Below are 21,353 nucleotides of genomic sequence, written 5' to 3'. Positions count from 1 at the left end.
ATGTCTCCCAGGAAAGGAGGATTTGGCTTGCGTATTGTACTTTTGTGTGGAGGATCAGGTAAAAGGTTATGGCCTTTATCCAATGAGATTCGCTCCAAGGTTTTTCTTAAGCTTTTGAAATCCACAAATGGGGTTAGAGAATCGATGATTGAGCGAATATGCAGACAATTGGATGAGGTAGGTTTACTGCCATCCACATGTATCGTCACACATCATAGTCAAGTAGAGATCACTCGTACGTATGTTGGCGAACACATCCCTATCATAAGTGAACCCTATAAACGAGGAACTTATGCAGCCATCGCTTTAGCAGTCACTTATTTGCATGAGCGTATGCAAATTGATTTGGATGAAACGATATGTATTCTCCCAGTGGACACTTATGCAGATTCCGCGTTTTTCCAGTTGCTTCATCGCTTTCCCGAGATCCTCTTACGATCCAAGGCTGATCTTGCACTTCTCGGAACGAACCCGACATTGCCCTCCGATCAATTCGGCTATATTGTTCCAGTACTTCCGAAAGAGAACGAGGAATTTTCTTTTATTGGTCATTTCATCGAAAAGCCGAATGAGAAAGCTGCTATTGAGTTAATTGAGCAGAATGCTTTATGGAACTGTGGTATATTCGCATTTCCTTTAAAGTACATGCTAGCCTATTTGAAGGACAAAGCGGAGCCAGCTTTAGTTGAGTCATGGCTGGCTAATTATGAACAACTTGCCAATACAAGTTATGATCATGAAGTCGTTGAACACAGTCAAAACGCTGTGGTTATTAGATATGAAGGCATATGGCAGGATGTGGGCACATGGAAGGCGTTAACCCCTCATTGCGAGCAAAACGTTTTTGGACCAGGAAGGATCTCGGACGATTCTGTAAATACACATCTTATCAACGAACTTCCTTATCCCATAGAAGTCATTGGTGTATCGGATCTCGTTGTCGCGGCAAATTCGGACGGTATTTTGATTGCAAACAAGGAGAAAGCCCATTTGATTAAGGAAAGGCTAGCACAAGCCACTCAGATTCCGATGCACGTAGAGAAAAGATGGGGTTCTTATCAAATTTTGAGATATTGGAAGAATGATGAAAATGGGACAGAGGGTATGCTTAAACTTGTGAAGCTCACCCCTGGGAAGATGACCAGTTATCACCTGCATGAGAATCGACAAGAAAGTCTAACGATTCTTTCAGGTATCGCAGAACTTCTTATGGAGGACAAACTGTATAGACTGATAGCAGGTGATGTTATGCTGATTCCTGCTGGCATTAAGCATGGCATCAAGGCGGTTACCCAACTTGAATTCATGGAAGTCTTGTTGGGCAAGGAACTGTCACAAGAAGATTTCATTCGTTTTTCACAAACATGGTAGGATAAGGGGATATAGATTATTTCGACTATCACAGGACCGGAGGCGCCAGTATCCCTCGAGATAGTCGATTATTTCGACTATCTCGGCCATAAATAAGGGGCAAGCTTCGCTTACCCCAACAGCTAAAGCTTACAAAATTCTGGCGTATAAAAATAGACCAGTCACGTAACCGTGGCTGGTCTATTTTCGTTCAATGATCTTATCGCTTTACTATAAAATCAGCTTCGGAGAACCAAGCTCCATTCGCAAAATCTCGTCCCCGTATATGAATGCGATCCTCGTAGACATCAACAATCAGCCCTTCGGAACGATTTCCTTGAATTAGCTGGTCATTACTATCGTAGGGGTAACTCACGGAAGAGCTATTAACCATTGTAAATACATCCCTGATTAGCGTTGAGGTTAATCGCAACTCCCAATGGGTATGTCCTGTGAAAAAAATGACTTCCGGATATTGGGATAACATCTGTTTCAATTCATTATGCTGAACAATGCCCCGTGGCAGACTGCCAGATACGGTTCCTTGCAGAGGCTGATGCAGAAATATAAACAGAGGTTTATGTTGGATATAGTTTTCTTGTAATTTACTTTGCAGCCAGCTTAATTGCGTGGAGGACAACCAGGCATCTTCCTGATTAGCAGGATCAGATTGTCTATAACGCTCGGAACCTAAGAAAATAAAATGAAAGTCTTGAATCCAACGATCGTAATAGACGCTAGGCATTTGTATAAAAGCTAGAAAACGTTCCAAAGAAGCACTGTCCAATTCGCCGTTGGGGAATGTGGTTGGAGACCAATCTCCAGCAGCATTGTAATAGGCTTTGTAGTAATCGTGGTTGCCAATCGTGTAGTAAATTTGCTTGGGTAGCGGATGTGACTGCAAGATGGTGGTTATCTTTGCATAGTCATTGGCACGTCCATCGCCTAGGTCTCCGTTAATTACTAGCGCCTCTAAACTCGGATTTAACTGGTGTAAATCCTCTAAGGCATCACTTAACTTACTCTGAGCTTGCGTATCCCAGTATTGAATGTGAATATCACTGACAACCGAAAAACGTAGCAAAGGGGAGATATCAGCAACTTTACGTAGTTCAATAGCTAGACGGAGAATCTCGTCTTTGTCATTTTGAGATTGAACGAATGTCATTCGCGGTTGAAGAAATGATTCTATGATTTTGAGAGCATCATTCTCATTCAGCACCAGTAACCTCCCCCTTAATCCTGATGTCGTAAGAATATTAATCCTGCGATTGACCTGAAGCTAATCTTAACGCGTTGGCCAGTCGGTGAATCTCATCTTTATCCTCTTGGGAAGTGACGAAATACCACATTGGACTCAAAAAGGTCTCAATAATTATGTTGGCATCTTCTGGGCTTAACACACGCATCGCCTCCCGCAATCAGGTTGTCCAACTAGTACTAGCATATGTTGTATCCTGCTTGAAAGAAATGAGTAAGGCACACATTTTTAAGGACAACGGTAGTGATCTGCCGAAATTATCGATGAGGCTTACGGTATTGCGAAGGTCTCATGCTCATATGCAGGCTCCTTAATTGCTTCAAATGGGGGAAGAGACTATTTCGGAGCTTCCGTGTCGAGCACAAATGCGCCTAACAAAGGGGCAGATAACACCTATAATTCAGCGAGCAGCGCTATCATCGTGGATAACGGAACAACTGGATACTCGGAGCTTTCTGGGACATTTGGGGATAGCAGTTTGTTTGGGGATAGCAGTTTGTTTGGCTATAACAATTCATCAACGCGATATTCCTTTACACCTGGTGCAGCTGTGAAATGGACGCCGACTCTAGCGGCAGGTACCTATAAGGTCTCGATTTATCGGATCGTGTACTCGACTAGTGACAACAATGCGCAGATTAGGGGTAATTCCGTTGCTGGACTTTCCAGTCCGATATCTGTGGATTATACAACTGGTACTAGTGGCTGGTACACGCTCGGTAATTTCACATTCATAGCAGGGACTAGCGGCTATGTGACGAATTCCTTCAGTGGGAATACGGGCAAAAACCTTCGCGCAGATGCGGTCATGTTTGAATTGCAATAGAAGGGCAAGAAGCCGTCCCAAAGGTTAAAACCTAAGGGGACGGCTTTTCTGTTGCTGTAGTGATGAAAACCATCACAATAGATCATCTGCTTGCCACTTTCTTACGTGGAGCAAGAATCTTCTGTAGTCGTTTCGCACATTGCTCTGCCGACTCCATGCCTTCCCAATATAACATCATTTCCTGATTAACCTCTTGCATCATTTGCGTGTCAGAGATGGTTTCATGTTGATAGAAGGCGTCATGTAACTGACCGTCTGAAATATGGAGAGACGCCAAATCAAGTGGATCCCACATCATCTTATTAATGTCGTGAAGGACAGAAAGGAAGCGGGATTCGCCGATTTTGGCTTGCACATCCGGATGGCAAGCTGTCTGAAGGAATTGGATCGCCAGTTCACGTTCCGTACTTGCGGAATGAACCATCAAGGCATTCGCGATTAGCAATGTATTCGGTGAATCTCCGAATGGCATCGGCGCGAATTTGGGCTCGAAAGGCAGCTTGTCGCCAAATCCAGCAAGCTCAATGGTGGTCGTTAGCATCATGGCGACTTGCTCGCTTTGGAAGGCGACGCGATGCAGTTGCATATGAGAAACGAGCGCGCTTCTTTGTCGATAGATCATATCGTGCATAAAAGTTAACGTGTCTAGAAGCGCTTTCTTATTCGGCTTATGAAAGTCAAAGCCATGCTGCATCGCGATTACGTTCCATCGGTTAAGCGTCGAAGGGAGTGAAAAACCATAATTATCGATAATCCCGTCATCGTTCGTATCAAAAGTTAATCGCCTAGCTGTCTTAATAAACGCTTCCTTATCCCATCCATGACGCGGTGCTTCGACATTATATTTGTTGAACATGCGCGGATTGTAGGCAAGGCAAATACCTGAAAATGTGACAGGTATGGCTTTGACGCTGCCATCCTTGCGGAATCCGTCGATCACCTTAGGGTACATTCGATTCAGCTCATCGTCCATAATCCTGTCTAAACTAACGAAGTCATCCATCGATTTAAGCTCTTGGAAGATCGTGTCTGTAATGATACAAATGTCTGGTTGAATGCCCATTTCGATACACTTATGAAGGGACTCCCAGAATTGTGTGATTGGGAAGCTAAGCAATTTAATATCCACGTCGAGGTGCTGTTGTTCGAACGTTTCACAAATGAATGGCAAGCAGTGATCGACAAAGTAAGAGGGCGTAATTGTCAAAATGCGCAATACTTTCCGCTTCGATTTCCGCACTGTGACGTTAGGGGAGACGAAGGTGCCAAGTCCGGCTTTTTTCACAACGAGCCCTTCCTTCAACAGGAGGTCGAGCGATTTGCGAACGGAGCTGCGGCTGAGTTCGTAATATTTGCTTAATTCATTTTCGGACATGAGGAACTCATCCTTCTTAATAAAGCCCGAAAGAATTTGCTCCCGCAGGATATCGGTCAAAGAAGAATAGCAATATTGGTCCTTTTTTCTCATAACTAGAATCGCCACCTATTTGCGCAGTTGTATGTATTCTAAACAATATTTGGAAAATATACAACAAGAAAATAATGAGGACTAGCAAGGCTTTTGGTCAATTTAAAGACATGTTTTGAACATGTATAGTACTTGTATTTTTTTGTGATTATAAATTATAATGGGATTGTAAACGGGGGGTGACCATATGGCTTCCATCATCAATGCCAAGTCAAATCGTGTTATTCGAAAAGTATATCGATATCGATGGTTCTATCTGTTAATGGCCCCAGGCTTATTGTACTTCCTAATCTTTCGCTACATTCCGATGGCTGGCTTACTCGTCGCATTCAAGGATTACAGTGTCACCAAAGGCATCTGGGATAGTCCCTGGGTGGGTTGGCGCAATTTCGAAACAATCTTTGAATCACCTGATTTTCTCCGACTTATGTCAAACACACTCCTCATCAGCCTTTACCGACTCGTCTTTAATCTACTTCCTGACCTAATTCTCGCCTTGCTGCTCAATGAAATCCGAGTCACTTGGTTTAAAAAGATCGTTCAAACGATCACATACGGACCTTACTTTTTATCATGGGTCATCGTATACGGTTTGGTTTATTCATTCTTCTCTCCTGGCACAGGGCTTGTCACAACGTTCTATCAAAATATGGGATGGGGTGAATTGAATGTCCTTGCGAATTCTGATCTCTTCCGGCCACTCATCATTTTAACCGATGTATGGAGAAATACAGGGTTTGGAGCTATTTTCTTCTTAGCTGCTTTAGCGACAATTAATCCAGAATTGTATGAAGCTGCCGTTGTGGATGGAGCAGGGCGATGGAGGCAAATTTGGCATATTACACTGCCTGGTGTCCGCGAGGTGTTCATCTTATTGTTAATCCTGCGGCTCGGGACAATTCTCGATGCAGGCTTCGATCAAATTTATGTATTTCTCAATGCGCGAGTGACGATTGTCGGGGATATTCTAGATACGTGGATATTCCGCCGAATTATTGAACAAAGTGATTTCAGCATTCCGGCTGCCATGGGCGTATTTAAATCAGTCATTGGGTTTGTGCTCGTCATTGCTGCTAACCGAATCGCGAAAAAATTAGGTGGTTCTGGAATCTACTAAGAGGTGGTGGAACCTGTGTCCTATGCGGTACATAAGACCAAATCGGATCGAATAATCGATGTTATTATTTATGTCTTCCTTACGCTCTGTTGCTTATCTGCGGTGTTCCCACTCTACTTCGTGTTCATCGAGTCAATTACTCCCTATAAGGAGTTAATCCGTAATGGAGGATTCGTCCTATTCCCAGAGCAAGTAACGCTGCAGGCGTACCGAGCCATCTTCGGCAGCAATCTTGTACCAGATGCGCTTAAGATATCCGTTGTGATTACAGTCATTGGCACATTCTTAAGTCTATTGGTTACGATTTGTCTAGCTTATCCACTCTCGAAGAAAGATGTACCAGGAGGACGTTTTTTTCTACTAGCGATCGTGTTCACAATGCTCTTTAGCGGTGGGATTGTGCCAACCTATCTAGTCGTGAAGGGCTTGGGTTTGATCAATTCCATATGGTCACTCATTATCCCTACACTCGTCTCGCCGTTCTATATGTTTATTATGCGCACTTACTTTATCAATTTCCCTACCGAAATAGAAGAGTCGGCAAAAGTAGATGGATGTGGGGACGTTAGAACGTTATTCCAACTCGTTATCCCCTTATCTATGCCGATTATTGTCACGATTGGCTTATTCTATGGCGTGATTCAATGGAATTCCTACTTCAATGCCATCTTGTATCTGTCAGATCGAGCACTGTATCCGATTCAAGTTATTCTGCGCAATATGATTGTTACATCTAGCGTGAGCCAAGAGTTGAATACGAATCCATCTGTTATACAAACACTTCCGCCAGACACAATCCGAATGGCAACGGTTGTTGTGACAACATTGCCCCTATTGGCTATCTATCCGTTTATTCAGAAATACTTCATAAAAGGAATGCTTGTCGGTTCCATCAAAGGGTAATGGTTAATCAGTCGAACTTCAACCTTGAGGGGAGTGATGCCGTGTTTTGCTTCGTTTCAGTCATACCAGCAACCAGAGTAGACTTGATAATGAATTCGAGTACAAATGGGAGGTCGTTTGCATGAAATTGCGTAAACAGGTAGCATTCGGCGTAATTGCCAGCTTGGTTGTATTAAGTGCTTGTTCGAAAGATGACGCTACGTCTACACCATCCGCATCTACGACAACCTCATCTGCGCCTGATACAGCGGCAGCTACGAAAGCTCCACCCATGACGCTGAACTGGTTAACTTTTGTACCGACCAACGATGTGTCATTGCCTGCTCCAGATAAGGACTACATTCGCCAAGCCATTGAGCAGAAGTTCAACGTTAAACTGAACATGGAATACGGCGTCCCTGGTGAAGATCATAAGACTAAAATTAATTTGAAAATTTCATCTGGTGCAACCCCTGATATGTTCCAAGCCGACGGCGCGCAAACAAATCAATTTATTATTGACAAAGCAGTCGCCGATCTGACCCCCTACGTGAACCCGCAAACAATGCCCAACTACTACAAGTGGGTAACCCCAGAAATCATCCAACGCTACCAGGTCCAAGAAGTCTTCATGCGTGCTCCTGTCCCTTATGAAAAGCAGCTTTATCAATCGTATTATGTGCGCAAAGACTGGCTGGATAAGCTTGGCCTGAAGGTGCCGACGAATTATGACGAAATGATTAATGTCATGAAAGCATTTACGTTTGGCGACCCAGACGGCAATGGAAAAAATGACACCTACGGTTTCACCACATTCGGGAATGGTATTGGTGTATCGAAACAATTTCCAGAGTGGTATAAAAATGGACTAGGGATTGATCTCTGGTACGATCAAGCCCACGGTGAATACGTTGATCCGCAATCCGATATTCGGGCGGGGAAAGTGCTCGATGATATTCGTGCCGTCTTGGCTCAGAAAATCGTAGATCCTGACTGGTTTTTAGCTAAACCAGGGCAAGAGCTTGAGAAAGTAGAAGCTGGGAAAGCAGGGATTTTCCAAAGCTTGCTGCGCACGGCGGCCTTTGATAACGTTGCTACGAGCGTGAAGAAGAAGACAATTGATATCAGCGGCATCAAAACCGCGGACTTCGTTCCTTTCCACATTATGCCGGATGCTGTTAACTATGCTGCATTACCGGGTGTTCCGTTCTTGTTCGGTGCCAAAACACCTCCAGAGAAAATTAAAAAAAGCATTGAAATCATGGATTGGTTAGCTGGACCAGAAGGTTATTTGCTTTCTCACTTTGGGAAAGAGGGCACCAACTATACGAAAAGCGGTAACACCATTACTTTAATTCCGGATGCGATAACCAAAGATAATCAAGCTAATGGCAATTTCTTCGATGTGTATAGCTCGATCTTTGCTTATGGTGTGCAAGATCCGAGCCCGATTGGTCTGACGATTATCGATCCTCGTGAAACCGACCATGACCGAGCCATTGTTGAGAAACTGAAATCTTATAAGTATCCCGTGCTCGGCACAAACGTAGCTCCACCTCCAGGCTTTGATATCGGCGCATTCCGTACACAAATGCGTGCCTATATGGTGAAGATCCTCTTTGAAGAGAAGGATGCTAGCAACTGGCCGAAATATCGGAAAGAACTGATGACCACTTACCATGGCAAAGAGATTTTCGATAATTATGCGAAAACAATTTCGCAAGTGTTTAAAACACCAGTTGTCTTTAAGTCAGAGAATCCATAGACGAGAAGCTCAGTAAGTCAATAAAACTTTGAACAGTTGTAGGCATTTCGCACGACTCCCGTGTATTCATAATGAAAGCACGGGGGCGTGCTGTGAATCTATTTCTGATTATTCCTATTGATTTATACTAGTTAAGGTTAATCCCTATATCAACACGAGAGAGGGTTTGGCATGATGAATGAACAGTTAGCCATTCTCGGTGGATCCAAAATCAAAACAACACCTTACGGTACCGGCAGGCGATTTGGAGAGGAAGAGGTCAAAGAGCTTGTTGAAGCGCTTGAGCAAAATACACTATTTTATCATTCCGGCCGCAAAGTGAAGCAGTTTCTGGAACGATTTAATGCGTTATATGGTGTAACCTACAGTGTTGCAACTTCATCGGGCACTGGGGCACTTCATGTTGCGATTGGTTCTGCTGGCATCAGTGTTGGGGACGAAGTCATTACAAGTCCGATCACGGATGCGGGCTCTATTATTGGCATTTTGTATCAAAATGCGATTCCTGTATTTGCGGACCTGGATCCACATACGTACAACATGACGGCTGAAACGATTCGAGCACGTATAACACCGAAGACCAAAGCAATCATCGTCGTCCATTTGGCCGGCAATCCAGCAGATATGGATCCCATCATGGAGCTTGCTCGTGAGCATGGATTGATTGTCATTGAAGACTGCGCGCAAAGTTATTTGACCTATTACAAAGGTCGCTTGGTTGGAACGTTAGGCGATTATGGGTGCTTTAGTACCAATGATTATAAGCATATTTCAACAGGAGATGGCGGTATAGTTACTGTTAACTCACAATCAGAGGAAGATAATCAACGGACGCATGCGTTTGCAGATAAAAATTACGGTCGCTTCGGCAATCTGGTACAACGCGAGATGCGTTTACTCGCTCCGAATTACCGGATGACAGAGCTTCAGGGTGCTGTTGGCATTGCCCAACTGTCGAAATTAATTTGGATCTGTGATAAGCGCAGCCATTACGGTGATCGTTTAACATCTGGTATCAAAGACATTCCGGGAATCATTCCACATGAAGTGACGAGTGACGGGCGGTGCACGTATTGGTTTTATATGTTTACGATAGAACCTAGCGTACTCTCGTGTTCGAGGGATGATTTCGCAGAGGCGCTTCAAGCCGAAGGGATCGACTGCTCAGCTGGATACATTCCACAACCAGTGTATATGCAGCCTATGTTTCAGAAACGGGAAGCGTATACAGGCAGTCATTTCCCATTTGACCTCTCAGATATCGCGTACGCCGAAGGCCTATGCCCAGCGGCTGAACATATTCTGAAGCATGCCATCCGGGTGCCAATTAACGAGTTCTATAGCGAACAGGATATTGAAGATATGATTGCCGGCATACGCAAGGTGGCCGCTCATTACAGTGGGTCAGGATCGGAAGTCGTGTAGGCGACAGCGGATGGAGGAATTAAAATGAAGATGGCCAAAGTCGGTGTGCTCGTTGAACATGAAGCAGCTGCACGCAAATGGAAATATGGACTTAACGTATTTGAGAAATATGTAGAAGAAATATTGCAGCATGTTGGCATTTCATATACAACTGTTGCTAAGTTAGATGCGATGAGCCTGCAAGAGTACGATATCCTCATCGTGGCTTGTTCCCAAGAGAGCGGAGTGAAGTCTTCCATCTTGTGGTCATATGTGGAGCAAGGCGGCACCCTTATTTCGTACGCGGGTATCAACGCATTGGCTCTCCGCCTTGGATACATCCAGACAGGAGACATAGGCGTCGGCTATGCAGAGATAGAGCCAACTCGCTCGGGGCAACCGAAATCGCTGAGATTCTTGTCCGCCAACCCCTGGATAGAAGCTGGTGAATCTAATACGGGAGATGAAGTCCCCGTTGCATGCCGACTTGTTGGTACGATTAAACAAGGACGTCCAGATGCTCCGGAATTGGGTCCTGTACTTCAATCCTTTGATGTCGGACAGGGAAGCATTCATCGCTGGACAGTCAATATTCCGTTAACTGTTGTTCACATGCAGCAAGGTACCGGACCTGTGCTGGATGACGGGGTTCCAGCTGCAGATGGCAGCGCGAACGTCAATGAGGATATTTTAAAAGCAGATGACCGAATAGCCTTGGATTGGCAATTCGACCGAGTAGAAACCGATACTGGCGTTCCCTATTTTCCGTGGCCCTACGCAGATTATTGGAGAGAAGCTTTAGTCAGACATGTGCTGGAATGCGCGATTGCTAAGGGGTTGACGTTGCCATTCACTGGTTATTGGCCAGATGGGATCAGTCAAATCGTGACCATGTCCCATGACAGTGATTCGAATCAGGATGAACATGCTGTAGCGACATTAGAACTGCTAGCGGAATGCCAAATACAAACAACTTGGTGCATGATTGAGCCCGGTTATAGCACTCATATCTATGAACAAGTGAAGCAGGCTGGACACGAGCTCGCCTTCCACTACAACGCATTAGAGAAAGACAATGGTTTCTGGGACGAATCGGAGTTTGACCGTCAGGTTAGCTGGTTGAAGCAGGCAACGAGCTTGGAACAAGTAACGACGAACAAAAACCATTACACCCGTGTGGAGGGGTGGGGGGAGTTATTTCAATGGCTGGAGAAGAATGAAATTTCAAGTGACCAAACCAGAGGTCCGAGTAAAAAGGGGAATGTCGGTTTCATATTCGGCACCTGTCTTCCTTATTTTCCAATTGCGTTATTTGACGAACAGAATCGTCTGTATCCCATCTTAGAGATCGGATTCTTGACGCAGGATCTGGATTTAGGTCATCTCGCAGACAACAAGGTGATTGAGCCATTTCTGCAGCAAGTGCGAGAAGTGAATGGTGTTGCACATTTTCTTTTCCATCAGATACACATTTGTACGAGGGAAGAAGTTCGGAATGCTATTCGGATGCTCGTCGCACAAGCAAGAGAGATGGGCTTCACATTCTGGAAGTCCAAGGAAATTCAAGATTGGACGCGTTTAAGAAGAGCCGTTCGTATCTTGGGATGCGAAGACAACGGAAGCATTCATTTGGAGGCAAACGAAGCCATAGAAGGGCTTGTCATATGGGTGCCGATGGCGCCAACAGAGGATTTTAAACCTGAAGAGGGACATGAAAAGCAGTTTGGAATACCATGCCGCAAAGTTGTCTTGCATACGAAAGTAGAATCAAAAGTTAGAATTGGGTGAGGTGAGAACGTGGAGAAGTTAACACTTGCTGTAGAAGGTGGGGTTCCTGTTCGGAAAGAGGGATTTCCGGCTTGGCCAATTTTCGGGCAATTGGAAGAACAACTCATTCTTGACGTTATTCGTTCGGGCAAATGGGGCGGTACGGGCACTGTACATTCGCCTGAATATACCGCAAAGCTTCCAGAGATGGAGCGCCGCTTCGCGGATCTGCACGATGCGGCTCATGCGATTAGTGTCGTAAATGGAACCGTTGCCATTACGGTCGCGTTGCAAGCTGCAGGGGTTAAACCTGGTGATGAGGTCATCGTACCGCCATATACATTTATTGCAACGGCGGCAGCTGCGCTAGCTTTCGGAGCTATTCCAGTGTTCGTTGATATTGAAGAAGATACACTACTTCTCGATCCAGATCAGGTAGCTAGCGCTATTACATCGCGAACGAAGGCTATTATTCCCGTTCATTTAGCTGGGGCTCCAGCGAACATGACCCGTATTAACGAGGTAGCTGCTGTGCATAAACTTCGCGTAATTGAAGATGCGGCGCAAGCTGTTGGGGCAAGCTGGGAAGGTCGACGTGTAGGGGCGATCGGTGATTTCGGGACGTTCAGCTTACAATCCAGTAAAAACCTGAATAGCGGTGAAGGGGGCATTATCCTCACCAATAATCCGGAGTTGGCGGAAATCGCTTGGTCGCTATGCAATGTCGGTCGCTCGCGATCAGGCGCTTGGTACCAGCATGATCGCATTGGACAAAATTATCGCATGACGGAGCTGCAAGCGGCAATCGCGCTTGCCCAAATGAGCCGTTTGGAAGAGCAGATGCTCCTCAGAGAATCCAATACAAAGCTGCTCACGGAGTTGCTTGGACAAATGGATGGCATCACTGTGGTGAAGTCCGATCCACGCGTCACACGGCATGCGAATCATCTTTACATGTTCAAGCTGGATACTGCGGTCACTGAGCTGATCGACAAGACCGACTTCATTCGCAAAGTTAACGCCGAAGGTATTCCAATTAGTTTTGGGTATGTACCACTTAACCGAAACGAGGCGATTGTGAACGCCACACGAGCATTGACGGGTGAAGACAGGTCATATAACTGCCCAGTAAGTGAACGGCTAAGTGACAAGGAAGTAGTATGGCTTTCTCAAAATGTCCTACTCGCTGATGAGCAAGCCATGCATGACATTGCTGCAGCTATTCGCAAGGTAATTGAATCGTATTAATCATTGGGTTCACTAATCATGTGATTAGGGGAATGGTGCATATGGAGTTAGAAGGGAAGATCTCGACTATTCGACTTGGCGTTAGTAAGGTCGATATTACACCTGAGTTTTCAGTACCGCTTGCTGGATTTGCAGTTCGCAGTGAACTTGACGGATTCGAAGGTGTGTCGCATCGCTTGTTTGCCCGCATATTTGTGTTTGTGACGGGTGATAAGGATGGAGAATACGATAAGTGCGATGCCGTGCTCATCTCAGCAGATTTACTTTGGTGGGGGAGTGATCGCGTACCAACGCTTAAGCGGCGTATTCATGAACGCTTTGGTATTGCAGAAAAAGCCATTCTTTTACACGGTACTCACACGCATTCTGGTCCGCAAACGAGCAGCTTGTTCACCTCTTACTTAGGTGTCATAGATGAGAATTATATAGCTTCGTTGGAAAGTCTTGTTATCGATGGCATTGAAGCAGCGTTGTTGCAAGCGGATCCTGTTCAAATTGAGAAAGGCAGCGGATATTCTCCGCTAGGGATAAATCGACGCGGCGTTGTGAAATCGCCTCCGGAAACTGGGCCAGTAGATCATGAACTGAATGTCATTCGTTTTCACAAAGAAGATGGGACTACAAAGGGACTGTTTGTTCATTATGCTTGCCACCCTGTCATAACGCGAGATAATTTCGTTTCATCTGAATATATTGGCGTCGCTATGGAAGCTGTAGAGCAATTCGTAGGAGAAGGTACAGTGGCTGCCTTCCTGCAGGGCACTTGCGGTGACATAAATCCAGGTGATGGAGAGCAGGTTATTCGGGGAAATAATGATGTGGTTATGCAAGTCGGTAAAGATTTTGCAAAGTGCGTAATAGAAACGTTAAATAAACCGATGCAGCAGTTAACACCTTGCGATCTGCAATGGCGTACGACACGGGTTGAGCTACCGCTAAAATCACTGCCAGAGCGTAGTCAGCTGGAGATAACAGCTCAGTCGTCAGGTGTTCTTGGTGAGTGGAGTAGTCTCATGCTAGCGCGATTGGAATGTCTGTCGCCTAGTATTCCTCTAGAGCTGACAGAACTGAAGCTTGGAGAAGAACTCTCGCTTCTCGGCATGAATGCCGAAGTAGTTGTCGATTACGGGCTGTATATCAAGCAGATATCGAAAGGAAACGTGCTGCCGATCGGTTACACAAATGGTATGTTTGGTTACATCCCAACCGCGCAACAGTTAATAGAAGGTGGTTATGAGACACATGAATCCACCTTGTACTTTGCGATGCCTTCGAGCTTTGCTAGCACTGTTGAGTCTACGGTGAAAGAAGTATTATTAAACTTTATAAGCTAAAAAATAGGTGTCAAAAATCAAAACAACGACTGTTATGGACATTATGTTCTCGTTCATGACTATCGTTGTTTTCAATTTCTTGAAATAAGTCTTTAGACCCTCGGCTCCTTGCTGTGGGTCTCTTTTTGCTAATAAAGTAAAGAAAGGATCTGGGAATTATTTGAAGAACTTTATAGGAGTGGAATCGTGTAAGAGGGTGCTTGTGGTGATTGGAAACCGCTTAGTATCCAAGTCGGATGTTACTTTATGAAAAAGGGAGAAATATTCATTGAAAAAAATAGTGCTTGGAATGGTTTTGGGTGCCGGTATTACTTTTTCTACTGCTGTATATGCTTCAGATGCTATTCAAGCAGTGAAGTACCAGGTGGAGTTTCTTTTTAATGGGGTTACTAAACAATTGGATAGTGAGTATACTGTTTTGAACTATAATGGACATGCCTATGTGCCTATCCGTTTCGTAGCTGAAAGTATGAGAGCTCAAATAGAGTTCAATGAGGCTGACAAGCAAATATCCATAAAGTACGGCACACCAACGGAGCAGTTACAATCGCGTATAGAGATGACTGCCCTCCAATTATTGAAATCGACAGAAAATGGGGAAATGGACGAAACTAATAGTCAAATCGATGCTATAGCTCCAACTGAACTCAACTCCGTCTTTATACAGATTTTTAAAATGGCTCATATGTATCAAGGCAAACCGCAGGTTATTAATTTGGTTGAACTATTGATTCAAAAGCAAGTTAATCTTAATATCGTCGATGAGTCCAATGGTTACACCCCGTTGCATTATGCTGCAGAACGATCCATTGATCTAGTGGGAAGTTTTCTGGATGCTGGACCTAAGGTGAACGTACTTGCAAATGGAATGACCCCGCTAATGCAGGTATCGAGTAAAAAACAACTTGGTTTGGTGAACAAGATGCTAGCGATGGGAGCTGATCCGAATTTGGGCGGAGGAGCACTGCTTTCGGCGCTTCACCCTTTTGCCAATTCTGGATTGAACGATGAGAGCGTCCAAATTGTAAAGAATCTTATAGCGTATAAAGCCGATGTGAACGCTACGAACTCAAATGGCGAAACGCCGCTGTTAGCCGCTGTAAGTATGAGTATGCCACAATCTCGCCAAATTGTTCAGTTGCTGCTCGAGCACGGTGCAGATCCCAATCAGATAGCAAAAAGTAATTGGTCAGGGCTGACTCCTCTCATGAGGGCGGTTAATTCCTATGGCCATGACTCTATTCAAGGTGTGTACACGATGGTCGAAATGTTGATTAATGCCCATGCTGATGTCAATGCAACCGACGATAAGGGCAATACAGTGCTCTCTTATGCGGTAGAATTCAATCAATATTCCATGGAAGGAAACAGTGAGGTAATCCGATTGTTGTTGAATAATGGAGCGAATCCACAGGCGAAAGACAAGAATGGCGTTACACCACTTGAAAAAGCTAAGAATATTGTAGACGAAAAAATAAGGGATGAAATCGTAAAGCTTTTAGAATAAGGATTGAAGATAGATAAGTTAATTTTCAACGCTGAATATGTCAATATTGTATATCGACTTCAAATTTCATTGCTATATAAAAAGCAGCCGACGGCTGCTTTTTTCTTTGGCTATGTTAAAGTCTTACAATCCGTTAATCATTCATTTTTTCACTTAATATCAAGGGCATTTTTTAAAGGTTTTTGAAGTGTGTCCACAATGGCTGCGAAGATACTTGTTGCTAAAATACCCATTAAACATAATGAGGTAGGACCCGCTGCATCATCACTTACTGTAACTATAGCTAGCACCCTTAAGCTTACTATTGCTATCAAAATGAGAATAATAACTGTAAAAGCACATTTCTTTATAATCTTCAAAGATTTAAAGGATAGTTCAGAGAAAGCATTGTTCTTCTCGATGTAGGTTAATAGTTTATATGCTTGATACAACGCAACAGAAAAAGCAATACAGAATCCGTATGTACATACTAAAAAGGGGATCACGAAGTAAGCCGTATCTGGATGTACCCTTGCATCTTTAACGGCTATTTGAGGTAACCAGATGCACATAGCAAGCACTGCAATTCCTGCCAGAAAAATAATTACCTTTAAGAAAGTAGTTGAACCACGTTTAACATTCATATCATACACCTCACTTATTTAATGACAACATGATTTTAACATATGAATTATCGTTTTACAATAAATTTGTATTGTTTAATATTATATTATTGTTGTTATTGAAATATTATTTTGTTTTTTACAAAGAAAAAACATTTCTCATTACTAAGAAATACGCTTCCTAGGAAGCACAGTCGCGCGCAGTGCTTCTACTCGTTCTTAGTCGAATAAGGCAATACCTAATCGCACATAATATGCAATGAAATTTATGGAAAGGGGGAGACGAAGAGATGCCAAGTATTCCTGTTAGTGTGAGCGAGTGCCTTCAAATCAATCATAATGCGATGCAAGACGTTTTCCATAACTGCGCAGATGTTGTATTTAGACCGCTAAACTTATCTGATCACGCCAACATTTTACTTGTTTATATTGAAGCATTAACGGATTCTAGCAAATTAGAACAGATTATTACAGCATGTATGATAAGTCGAGATGTTGGTCGACTGACACAGTATGAAATCGCTATAAACTTCTCGGAAATCGTAGCAAAAGTCCTCAAAGGATGTACGGCCATCTTTTTAGACGGTGAGCCATTTGCCTACTTGGCAGATATTACTGCATTTAAACAACGTGCGATCAATGAACCTTCAAATGAGGCATCTATTCGCGGCCCGCGTGAAGGATTCACCGAAGATTTGAAGACGAATTTAAGTATGATTCGAAGAAAAATAAGCAATTCGAAACTTAAATTTGAATATCATCAAGCAGGAGAGATGACCAATACATCTTTTGTCGTAGCGTACATTGAAGATATAGTCAAGCCAGAGTTGCTTGAAGAAGTTAGGGCAAGACTTCAATCTTTCAAAACAGATCAACTACTGGATTCAGGTTATATTGAGGAATTTATTGAGGATAAGTCATTTTCTCTCTTTCCGCAAATTCAAAATTCAGAACGTCCAGATAGTGTATCCGCCAGCTTATTATCAGGTAGAGTGGCCATTATTGTCGACGGATCCCCGAATGCACTACTGTTACCAATGACATTCTGGGCAGGCTTTCAAGCAGCAGAAGACCATTATGAACGCTTTTTATATGTTTCATCAGTTAGGCTTTTACGTTTCCTACTAGCCATTATGTCTTGTCTAGTTCCGTCCATCTATGTTGCGCTAACGACGTTCCATCCACAGATGATTCCACTTGCGCTGATGCTTAGCATTTCAGCGGCTAGAGAAGGAATTCCGTTTCCATCGGTAATTGAAACTTTATTGATGGAACTTATGTTCGAAGGTTTAAGAGAAGCCGGTCTTCGATTACCTAAAGCCATCGGGTCAGCAGTAAGTATCGTAGGTGCACTGGTTATTGGGGAAGCTGCTGTCCAAGCCGGATTTATCTCTGCTCCCATCGTAATGATTGTGGCAGGTACTGGGATTGCCTCGTTCGCTTTTCCTAGCTATAGTCTTGCATTACCTTTTCGTATGCTGCGGTTTCCGCTGCTAATCTTAGGCGGAGTCCTCGGCCTGTATGGTATTGCAATTGGCATTATATTTATCATGATTCATCTTGTGACACTCAAATCGTTCGGATTACCGTATTTATCACCGTTAGCGCCAATCGGGCCAAATTTCTGGAAGGATACGCTTGTACGAATGAATAAACGGTACGTATCAGCAATACGAAAACAATGAAAAAAAAACGGAATTCCATCATTTGTTTGATACTGGTACTGATCCTCTCTGGATGCTGGGACAGAAATGAAATTAACGATTATGCATTCTGGATTGGAACAGCCTTAGATATAGCGGAAAACGGTAAACTTCAAAAAAGCGCCCAAATCGCGGTTCCCGCTGATTTCAGGAGTATCCGAGGCGGTGGGGGAAAGAGTGAAAGAGCAAACATTGTATTAACGGTTACGGGATTATCAATGGTAGATTTGACGCAACAAATTCAAGACAAGCTACCCCGTAAAGTTTTCCTAGGGCATCGTAGATCCATATTTATCGGAGAAAAGCTAGCGCGCCAAGGGCTAATCGATATCATGGATCAATTCACAAGAAATACGGATACGCGTCTGCGGACAGATATTTTTGTTGTGAATAACGCTGAAGGAAAGGAAGTATTGAATATTAACTCTCCGTTCAATCAATTTTCAGCGATTGTGGCTGTTGATCAAGACCGTTATTGTCGATTAGGAGACACTGCTTTACGAGATGTCTTAATTGATGCGCGGCGGGATGGTATTCGCCCTGCTATGCCAATGGTTGAGATTTCACCAATGAATAAGCAAGAGAAAGACAAAGTATTTAATGTCAGATCAGTTGCCATATTCAATAAAAATTTGGAAATGGTTGGAGAAGTGAGTGGTAGAGAATCTCTAGAATTATTTTGGGTGAAAGGTGTATTGAAAAATCAATTCGTGACGGAAGAGTTAGAGGAAGGAAGCATAGCTTTATATGAATCTAATTTAAAACAAACCATCCGAACTAGATATGATGGTAATAAACTAAAGGCTTATATAAAACTAATGGGAACAGGAAGAGTGCTTGAAAATAACACGGATATTGATCTTTCTGAATCTGCTGAACGCATACACGTAGAAAAAAAATTAAACACAATTAAAGCAAAGAGAGTAGAAGAAACAATAAAGAATATTCAGTCTCAGTTTGGACAGGACGTTTTCGGAATCGGCGAAGAATTTCATAGAGAACATCCGTATCAATGGAAAGAAATACGAGATCGGTGGGATGACATATTCCCGACCATTGAAGTAACCGTTGATGTCAAGTTGAATATTCAGAGTACGGGAGATATCCGCAAGCGAATCATTAGGAAAGGAGGGAAAGAATGAAAATTTCAACATGGCAGTTATTTTGGATGTTTACAACATTAGAAATCTCGATGTCGATCTGGTTAACCATATCACCAACGATTGAAATCGCGAAACAAGACGCTTGGATCTCACTTGCAGTAGCGGGTTTGATTGGTCTGGTCGTAACGTTTGTTTTAGTTCGAGTGAGTCAGCGACATGCTTCCCAAACGCTGGTAGAGTTTGCTCAAAAGCTTTTCGGAAAGTGGGTTGGAAAGTTAATTGGTCTGTTGTATATTCTGGTATGGTATTCTGTATCTGCCGATATTTTACGAATATTCTCATTGTTTATTAAGCAAATTCTTTTTCACGATACACCGGTCTGGAGTATCTCGGCTTTAATGATGGCGGCAATGATTTACATAACCATTGCTGGCAGCGTTGAAGCCATTGCGCGGTTCAGTGAATTGGCTGGTCCTTTAATTCTTATTGGCATTTTGATTACTTTTGCATTAAATATACCCAATTTACATCTAGCGCTCATTCTTCCGATTTACGCTGATTCAGGTGTCATACCAATAGTAAAGGGATCATTGGTAAATGCTTCCTTTCTTGGTGAATCCATGATGATCATGATGTTAACGCCATTCATCGCCAAGCCGGAAAAGCTGCTTAAACCGATTCTATTGTCAATATGCATTCCATCCTTGCTAGCCATTATTGCGACGATGATGGTTATTTCAACATTCGGCATACATATCGGATCTAGCATGTACTTTCCCTATTTTGCTATGGTACGATTTATTAATTATTTAGATTTTGTACAAAATATGGATGTCTGGATCGTGTTCATCTGGATTTTTTGCGTATTAGTAAAGTTATCTATGTACTTGTTCATCAATAGTTATGGAACAGCACAATTATTTGGGGTCAAGAAATGGCGGGGAATGATCGCAATAACTGCACCCGTCATTTTCGCTATTTCCTTAATACCTGCAAACATTTTTGGGATATTGGATTATGCCAACCTAGTCTGGACTGCGTATATTTTCCCGATTTTCATCGTCGGTATTCCATTAGTTCTTCTTCTTGTTAGTTTTATTAGAGGAAAACATGTGCAAGAGGCGTGACTGCTGCAATTGATAACAAAGACAACTCGGAATGCGTCTGTGACTTTATCACAGATTTCCATTAGCTTTTGTGCTAAGATGTTACGGAAAAAGCATTTTCTAAGGAGCTGAATCCGTTGATTCTCGCTGAACATCTAGCACGAATCATTACAATATTTCCTAGTTTGACAGACATCTCCGAACAGGATTGGAATCAGGATGGCATAAAGGTCATTGAAATGGTACCTAATTATATCATTGAAGAAGGACATTTTCTGGAGCACGTCGTGTTGATTTTGGATGGTACAGTCAGAATGTATAAAATAAGCACGAGCGGTCGGGAAATCACGATGTACAGGATTCAGAGCGGTGAATGTTGTCCATTGATGACCTCAAGTATTTTAGGTGAGAGTGAATATGAAGCTACCGCCTGCGTGGAAACAGCTGGTTCGGTGCTCATCATTCCTTCGGTGATATTTCGCGAATGGGTAGATCGCTATCGGAATTTCCGACAATTCATCTTTAAATCATTCGCCCAACGGATTGTTGTTATGTCCAATTTGTTGGACAGCGTCAACTTTAAATCCATTCGGGGACGAATTTCAGAATTCTTGATTCACATGACAGAAAAAAACGGGAACACCGATACTTTATATATCACCCATGACAGCTTATCAGTTGAGCTCGGCACAGCTAGAGAAGTGATCAGCAGAACGTTGAAAGGGCTTGAGAAGGAAGAAATTATTAAACTTAAGCGCGGAAAGATTACGATTACAAATCGAGGGGCTCTTCAACGATATATTGAATTCAATTGAAATTTTATTGATAAACCAAACCACCCATTGGGTGGTTTTTTCATTGAATGTTTACTATGTGACAAAGTTACGGTTCGATTTCAGTAACCCTGATA

18 protein-coding genes are annotated in these 21,353 nt (G+C 43.2%); 14 read left to right on the top strand and 4 right to left on the bottom strand.

Translation table 11 applies throughout. The annotated features are described in order from the left end of the window. Positions 1–27: 27 nt before the first annotated feature. On the top strand, positions 28–1,371 hold the full coding sequence (locus tag L6I86_RS02875; RefSeq protein ID WP_236284424.1) for a sugar phosphate nucleotidyltransferase: 1,344 nt from the start codon (positions 28–30) through the stop codon (positions 1,369–1,371). Positions 1,372–1,570: 199 nt separating this feature from the next. Here the strand turns inward: L6I86_RS02875 and L6I86_RS02870 are convergent, their stop codons facing one another. Continuing rightward, positions 1,571–2,572, bottom strand: coding sequence for a metallophosphoesterase family protein (locus L6I86_RS02870; protein ID WP_236284423.1), 1,002 nt, complete (start codon positions 2,570–2,572; stop codon positions 1,571–1,573). A 37-nt stretch (positions 2,573–2,609) separates the two neighbouring features. Further along, positions 2,610–2,753, bottom strand: a complete 144-nt coding sequence (locus L6I86_RS02865) for a hypothetical protein (protein ID WP_157257064.1) — start codon at positions 2,751–2,753, stop codon at positions 2,610–2,612. 210 nt (positions 2,754–2,963) lie between these two features. Between L6I86_RS02865 and L6I86_RS02860 the strand changes: the two genes are divergently transcribed. Then, positions 2,964–3,437: a golvesin C-terminal-like domain-containing protein gene (locus L6I86_RS02860; RefSeq protein WP_236284422.1), complete on the top strand. Its 474-nt coding sequence runs from the start codon at positions 2,964–2,966 to the stop codon at positions 3,435–3,437. Positions 3,438–3,519: 82 nt separating this feature from the next. Here L6I86_RS02860 and L6I86_RS02855 read toward each other — a convergent pair whose 3' ends face one another. Then, complete coding sequence (locus L6I86_RS02855; protein WP_236284421.1) at positions 3,520–4,905, bottom strand: extracellular solute-binding protein; 1,386 nt, start codon at positions 4,903–4,905, stop codon at positions 3,520–3,522. Between the two features lie 187 nt (positions 4,906–5,092). On the opposite strand from L6I86_RS02855, the gene L6I86_RS02850 reads away from it, so the two are divergent. The 8 genes from L6I86_RS02850 (at position 5,093) to L6I86_RS02815 (ending at position 15,929) form a co-directional block, all read left to right on the top strand. Further along, positions 5,093–6,022: an ABC transporter permease gene (locus tag L6I86_RS02850; RefSeq protein ID WP_236284420.1), complete on the top strand. Its 930-nt coding sequence runs from the start codon at positions 5,093–5,095 to the stop codon at positions 6,020–6,022. A gap of 15 nt (positions 6,023–6,037) precedes the next feature. Next, the gene (locus L6I86_RS02845) at positions 6,038–6,925 is read left to right on the top strand and encodes a carbohydrate ABC transporter permease (protein ID WP_236284419.1); all 888 of its coding nucleotides are present in this window, start codon (positions 6,038–6,040) and stop codon (positions 6,923–6,925) included. A gap of 121 nt (positions 6,926–7,046) precedes the next feature. Further along, positions 7,047–8,669 carry a type 2 periplasmic-binding domain-containing protein gene (locus L6I86_RS02840; RefSeq protein ID WP_236284418.1) on the top strand — a complete coding sequence of 541 codons (1,623 nt, stop codon included), beginning with the start codon at positions 7,047–7,049 and terminating at the stop codon, positions 8,667–8,669. Positions 8,670–8,843: 174 nt separating this feature from the next. Beyond that, entirely contained in the window at positions 8,844–10,094 is a 1,251-nt protein-coding gene (locus L6I86_RS02835; protein ID WP_236284417.1) for a DegT/DnrJ/EryC1/StrS family aminotransferase, read from the top strand. 24 nt (positions 10,095–10,118) lie between these two features. Then, complete coding sequence (locus L6I86_RS02830; protein WP_236284416.1) at positions 10,119–11,861, top strand: polysaccharide deacetylase family protein; 1,743 nt, start codon at positions 10,119–10,121, stop codon at positions 11,859–11,861. Between the two features lie 9 nt (positions 11,862–11,870). Then, a complete protein-coding gene (locus L6I86_RS02825) occupies positions 11,871–13,088 on the top strand; it encodes a DegT/DnrJ/EryC1/StrS family aminotransferase (protein ID WP_236284415.1) in 1,218 nt (405 codons plus the stop codon). 41 nt (positions 13,089–13,129) lie between these two features. After that, complete coding sequence (locus tag L6I86_RS02820) at positions 13,130–14,422, top strand: neutral/alkaline non-lysosomal ceramidase N-terminal domain-containing protein (RefSeq protein ID WP_236284414.1); 1,293 nt, start codon at positions 13,130–13,132, stop codon at positions 14,420–14,422. 268 nt (positions 14,423–14,690) lie between these two features. Further along, the gene (locus L6I86_RS02815) at positions 14,691–15,929 is read left to right on the top strand and encodes an ankyrin repeat domain-containing protein (RefSeq protein ID WP_236284413.1); all 1,239 of its coding nucleotides are present in this window, start codon (positions 14,691–14,693) and stop codon (positions 15,927–15,929) included. Positions 15,930–16,078: 149 nt separating this feature from the next. Here L6I86_RS02815 and L6I86_RS02810 read toward each other — a convergent pair whose 3' ends face one another. Then, on the bottom strand, positions 16,079–16,552 hold the full coding sequence (locus tag L6I86_RS02810) for a DUF2975 domain-containing protein (protein WP_236284412.1): 474 nt from the start codon (positions 16,550–16,552) through the stop codon (positions 16,079–16,081). A 269-nt stretch (positions 16,553–16,821) separates the two neighbouring features. On the opposite strand from L6I86_RS02810, the gene L6I86_RS02805 reads away from it, so the two are divergent. The 4 genes from L6I86_RS02805 to L6I86_RS02790 all read left to right on the top strand — a co-directional run bounded on the left by L6I86_RS02805 (position 16,822) and on the right by L6I86_RS02790 (position 21,258). Next, positions 16,822–18,216 carry a spore germination protein gene (locus tag L6I86_RS02805; RefSeq protein ID WP_236284411.1) on the top strand — a complete coding sequence of 465 codons (1,395 nt, stop codon included), beginning with the start codon at positions 16,822–16,824 and terminating at the stop codon, positions 18,214–18,216. After that, positions 18,213–19,376, top strand: a complete 1,164-nt coding sequence (locus L6I86_RS02800; protein WP_236284410.1) for a Ger(x)C family spore germination protein — start codon at positions 18,213–18,215, stop codon at positions 19,374–19,376. Before L6I86_RS02805 ends, L6I86_RS02800 begins: the two co-directional genes overlap by 4 nt. Continuing rightward, on the top strand, positions 19,373–20,464 hold the full coding sequence (locus L6I86_RS02795; RefSeq protein ID WP_236284409.1) for a GerAB/ArcD/ProY family transporter: 1,092 nt from the start codon (positions 19,373–19,375) through the stop codon (positions 20,462–20,464). The genes L6I86_RS02800 and L6I86_RS02795 overlap by 4 nt, the downstream gene beginning before the upstream one ends. Before the next feature lie 116 nt (positions 20,465–20,580). Next, entirely contained in the window at positions 20,581–21,258 is a 678-nt protein-coding gene (locus L6I86_RS02790) for a Crp/Fnr family transcriptional regulator (protein WP_236284408.1), read from the top strand. The last annotated feature ends 95 nt before the right edge of the window (positions 21,259–21,353 follow it).

The sequence above is a fragment of the Paenibacillus allorhizoplanae genome, assembly GCF_927798215.1.
In the GTDB taxonomy this organism is placed as follows: Bacteria; Bacillota; Bacilli; order Paenibacillales; family NBRC-103111; genus Paenibacillus_E; species Paenibacillus_E allorhizoplanae.
This window is presented reverse-complemented; position numbering and strand designations above follow the sequence as displayed.